The sequence below is a fragment of the Nocardia carnea genome, assembly GCF_029869215.1.
GTDB lineage: Bacteria > Actinomycetota > Actinomycetes > Mycobacteriales > Mycobacteriaceae > Nocardia > Nocardia carnea_B.
Genome location: NZ_JARWPM010000057.1, coordinates 1 through 4,378 on the forward strand (window position 1 = coordinate 1; position 4,378 = coordinate 4,378).

Annotated in this window: 5 protein-coding genes and 1 pseudogene; 1 reads left to right on the plus strand and 5 read right to left on the minus strand. The window is 68.6% G+C overall.

Annotated features, from left to right (window positions below):
- The 5 genes and pseudogenes from QH276_RS02385 to QH276_RS35315 form a co-directional block, all read right to left on the minus strand.
- Nucleotides 1–488: SAF domain-containing protein (locus QH276_RS02385; RefSeq protein WP_280406582.1), on the minus strand; the 488-nt coding region annotated here is incomplete at its 3' end.
- A gap of 122 nt (nt 489–610) precedes the next feature.
- On the minus strand, nt 611–907 hold the full coding sequence (locus QH276_RS02390) for an FmdB family zinc ribbon protein (protein ID WP_280402345.1): 297 nt from the start codon (nt 905–907) through the stop codon (nt 611–613).
- A 661-nt stretch (nt 908–1,568) separates the two neighbouring features.
- Nucleotides 1,569–2,153 carry a 5-formyltetrahydrofolate cyclo-ligase gene (locus QH276_RS02395; RefSeq protein WP_280402346.1) on the minus strand — a complete coding sequence of 195 codons (585 nt, stop codon included), beginning with the start codon at nt 2,151–2,153 and terminating at the stop codon, nt 1,569–1,571.
- 92 nt (nt 2,154–2,245) lie between these two features.
- Entirely contained in the window at nt 2,246–2,641 is a 396-nt protein-coding gene (locus QH276_RS35310) for a RidA family protein (protein WP_348536676.1), read from the minus strand.
- 51 nt (nt 2,642–2,692) lie between these two features.
- Nucleotides 2,693–3,076, minus strand: a pseudogene (locus tag QH276_RS35315) (VOC family protein); the annotation flags it as partial.
- 132 nt (nt 3,077–3,208) lie between these two features.
- Between QH276_RS35315 and QH276_RS02405 the strand changes: the two are divergent.
- Complete coding sequence (locus QH276_RS02405; protein ID WP_280402343.1) at nt 3,209–4,174, plus strand: helix-turn-helix transcriptional regulator; 966 nt, start codon at nt 3,209–3,211, stop codon at nt 4,172–4,174.
- The last annotated feature ends 204 nt before the right edge of the window (nt 4,175–4,378 follow it).

A 4,378-nucleotide genomic window follows, 5' to 3' on the forward strand; every position in this document is an offset into this window, starting at 1 on the left:
ATCCCATCGCCCGGGCGACCTGCTGTCCGCGCTGGTCGATCAGGGTGAGCGCGGCGCCCCCCGCCCGGCGCGTCCGGGGCGCCGGTGGCGATCTCGGCCAGCCGCGGGCCTACGGTCCGTACATCGGTGAGCACCTCGCCGGGTCGTAGGGCGGCGGTGAGTACCGCGCCGGTGAGCGCACCGGGATCATGGGCGGCGCCGACCGGAGCTATGCCCGGTGGGATCCGGGCCAGCCGCAGATCGGCCGGCTCGAGCAGATGGCCGGGCGGGAGATCGCGGGCGGCGACCACGACGGAGATGCGGGTGCGTTCGGGGTCCTCGCGGAGGAACAGGACCGCGGCCGCCACCGCGCACAAGCCGGCCAGAATGCGCCGCAACAGGACGGCGTCCGCCCACGGGGGCCGGTTCTCGAATGCCTCGCGCCAGGTGTCACCGGAACCCAGCCGCCCCCGGGCATCGCCACCGGGCCGCGAGCGTATACGACTCATGGGCCGAGCGTAGGGCGAGAAAACCCGGCCTATCCGGCCCTGTGCGCAACTGTGGACAAGCCGCGGCCTGTGGATGAATCGGAGCCGGGCAGCATCTGCTCCCGGAGCGCCCGGCTACCCGCTCAGCTGGCGGCGGCGGCAGGCGTCGACGAGGACGTCGACGAGCCGCTGTCCGAACCCGAGGACGACGAAGCCGAACTCGAGCTGTCCGATTTCGCCGGCTCGCTGGCGGTCGACGCGCCGCTGCGGCTGTCGGTCCGGTAGAAACCGCTGCCCTTGAAGACGATGCCCACCGAGTTGAACAGCTTGCGCAGCGCCCCGGAGCACTCCGAGCAGACCGTGAGTGCATCATCGGTGAAGGACTGAACGATATCGAAGCGGTTGTCGCACTGGGTGCACGCGTATGAATAGGTTGGCACTGGGTCCTCCGCGGTATTCGTGAATTAGCACTCTACAGGCCACAGTGCCAACAGCGCCAATCGCGAATTGATTCCCGCTGGTCGGGACCTGTGCGGGATGCCACGATGCGGCCTCGGAGAAGACGGATCGGTCAGCGGGACGCGGGGCTGGTCTCGGTGGTGCTACGCGCTTGGAGGATCGGGGGAGCGGTGATGTGTGTTCGCGGGCGGACCTTCTTGAAGGGCGCCGGAGACCACCTGCGGAAGGTCCGGGGTGGGATTGTGGAGAGGCTACCGGGAGTGGCCGGTGATGCCGAGTTCGCGCGTGGATCCCCACCGAGGCTCGCGGAGTAGACCGTCCAGGGGAGGGGCGGGGTGTGTATTGGAGCCGCTCCGCGTTTCGGGGGTTCGGGTAACCCGGTTGGGAAGGGGGTCTCAGGGTGGATATTCCGCGAAGGGGCAGGCTGTGTCTTTGGAGCTGCTCCGTGCTTCGAGGAGGGGTAACGCGAATCGGGGAAGTGGGGCTTCGAGGCGGACCAACCGTGAAGGGGCGGGCTGGAATCTTGGAGCCGCTCCGCGGCTCGAGGGCGGGGCCCTATTAACCCTGGTCTTCACTCCTCCGCTCCTCCGCTGCGCTCCCCCGCTCCGTCGCTCCAGACCAGGGCGGGCCCCGCCCAGGGGTTCAGGGGTGGGTGGTGTCGAGTTGGACCGGGCCGGTGGTGGGGGTGAGTGCCCAGTGCATGCGGATGTCGTGTGGTTCTTCGGGGAGGTGGTCGACTACCTCGTCGTCGCGGACGACGGTGATCAGGCGGGCTGCGGGGTCGGCCAGACGGAGGGTGCGGTCGTAGTAGCCGGCGCCTTGGCCCAGGCGCACTCCGCGCCGGTCCACGGCGAGCGCCGGGACCAAGATCAATCCGGCGTCCGCGACGGTTTCCGGGGACAGCGCCGGTCCGCTCGGTTCGAGTAGGCCGTAGCGGGCGGGTTGCAGCTCTTCCGGGCCGGTGTACTCGCCCCAGTAGAGCGGTCCGGGCTCGCGCGTCACCGGCAGCAGCACCCGGCTGCCCGCGGCCCGCAGCGTCTCGGCGATCGCCACGGACCCGGGCTCGCCGCGCACCGGAACGTATGCGCACACCCACTCGGCCGGCTCCAACCGGCCCGCCGCCTCGGCCAGCGCGGTATCCTCCGCCGCGCGCACGGCGCCGGGCACCGACAGGCGCTGGGCCCGGATCATCGCCCGCCAGGCCTGCTTGTCGATCTCCTCGGACATCCGCACGCGACAACCCTAGGTGTACTGACCGGTGGCCTGCCCGGCGTCCCGGCGTAACGCCACCGGCCTGGTGAGGGCAAGGACAGGTCGCGTTACGCGACGGCGGTTCCCTCGAGTTCGACCATCTGGCCGGGGATCGCAAGACGGGTGACTCCGAGCAGCGTGGTTGCGGGGGAGACGCCGGCTGCTCCGAGCCTGCCGGCCAGTACGCCGTAGTGCGGGAGCAGCGCGTCCACGTCGGTGGTGTAGACGTTGAGGCGGATCAGGTTCGCCGGTGACATGCCGGCTGCGGTGAGCACGGCTTCGAGGTTGTCCACGGCCAGTGTGAGCTGCGCTGCGATATCCCCGTCGTGTTCGGGCCGGCCGTCCTCGCTCATCGCCGTCTGTCCCGAGATGTACAGCGTCCGCGTCTCGCCCGAGACGACTTCGCCCTGGTTGAAGCCCATCTCCTGCGACCACGTCACCGGGTTGATCGCCTTACGGCTGATTGCAGCCGATCCCTCACCCGGGTCTTCCGCACCGATATTGAACATCCAGCTGACCCCGAACCGGTCGACCAGCGACCCGGCCACATCGCCCCACACCTGCCTGCCCAACGGCAACGTCACGGTGCCGCCCGCCGACAGGCTCTCGAAGTGCTGGGCGAGTGCCTCGTCGGTGCCGCCGATGAAGACCGCGACGCTGTTCCCGGCGCGGTGCGTAAGACGCTCCGGTGCGTCCCAGCCCATGAGGGTGTAACCGGCGGGTGTGTTCAAAGTGGAGTGCATGACCTTGTCGGGTCCGTTCGTGTCCGCTGGTCCGGGGACGCCGAAGTCGGAAGCCGTGACGATCTCGAGGTCTCCGCCGAAAACCGACTGATAGAACTCCATCGCCTCTCGGGCGTCCCCGTCGAAAAATAGGCAGGGATTGAGTCGTGATGCCATGTGGCGCTCCTTCGCGCTGGTGAACGATGAATGGGCGACGGGCCGTCGACCTCGTCACCCGATTGACAGCGGGCCAAGCCTGACAAGAAAACACGACATCTTGTGTCGTGTTTTCTGATAAGGAATGAATCTGTGCGTGCCGATCGATTGGTCTCGTTGGTGTTGCTGCTGCGTCAGCGGGGCCGGATGACTGCGGACCAGCTGGCGAACGAACTGGAGGTGTCCGCACGCACCGTGCTACGCGATATCGACGCACTGTCGACCGCAGGTGTCCCCGTCTACGCCGACCGGGGCCGCCACGGCGGCTTCGCGCTGCTGCCCGGGTTCCGCACGGAGTTGACGGGGTTGAATCACGATGAAGCCCTCGCGCTGCTCACCGCAGGCTCGCACCGAGGCGAGAAGGTCTTCGGGCTCAGTGCACCGCTCGCCTCCGCGATGCGCAAGGTCGTCGACGCATTACCCGAGGGGCATCAGGCGAGCCTGAACGACGCCGCCAAGCGGTTCCTGGTCGAGCCGGAGACCGACCTGCTCTCGCGACGACCGATCACCGAAGACCTGGCCGAGGGGGTGATGCACGAGGTCCGCCGCGCGGTGCTCACCGGGCACCGGCTCCGCTTCGACTACTCCGCACCCGGGAAGACGCCGAGCTCGCACACCGTCGACCCCATCGGGCTGGTCACCGTCCGTGGTCGCACCTACCTGCTGGCGACCAAATCGGGGGACGACCGCACCTACCGGCTGTCCCGCATACTGCGCGCCGAAGAGCTCTCCGATCCGGCGCAGCGGCCGGAGCAGGTCGACCTCGACCGCATCTGGGCCGAGCGCAGCGCGCAGTTCCTTTCGGAGGGCCACATCCCCGTGCGCGTCGGAGTCAGGCGATCACGCCGAGAAGAGCTGCTGAACACCGCGCGGGCTGTTCGCGGCGAGGAACCGGCGGATGACGGCTGGGTTCGGCTCGACGTTACCTTCGAGGACCTGCGACACGCCGTATGGGCAGTATGGCAATTGGGTACTGATGCCGAGGTGCTGGCACCGAATGCCGTCCGCATGGCCATGTATGAGCGAGCAGAAGCATTGGTCGCACGCTATCGGCCATGACCGCGCCTCGCCCGATCGACGTGTCCGGTCGATCACCTGGGCGCCGCCGGGCTGCGGCATGCGAGAAGTCGGCAACTCGAATCGAACGCGACCACGGCGGCGCCGAGTTCAGCGAGGCATTTGAAGGGTTCGGCCCCGGGCCCCGGTTGAGGCCCCCGCGTATAAGGGGGTTGCCCGCGGATATAGGGGGGGACAGCAGGGGCC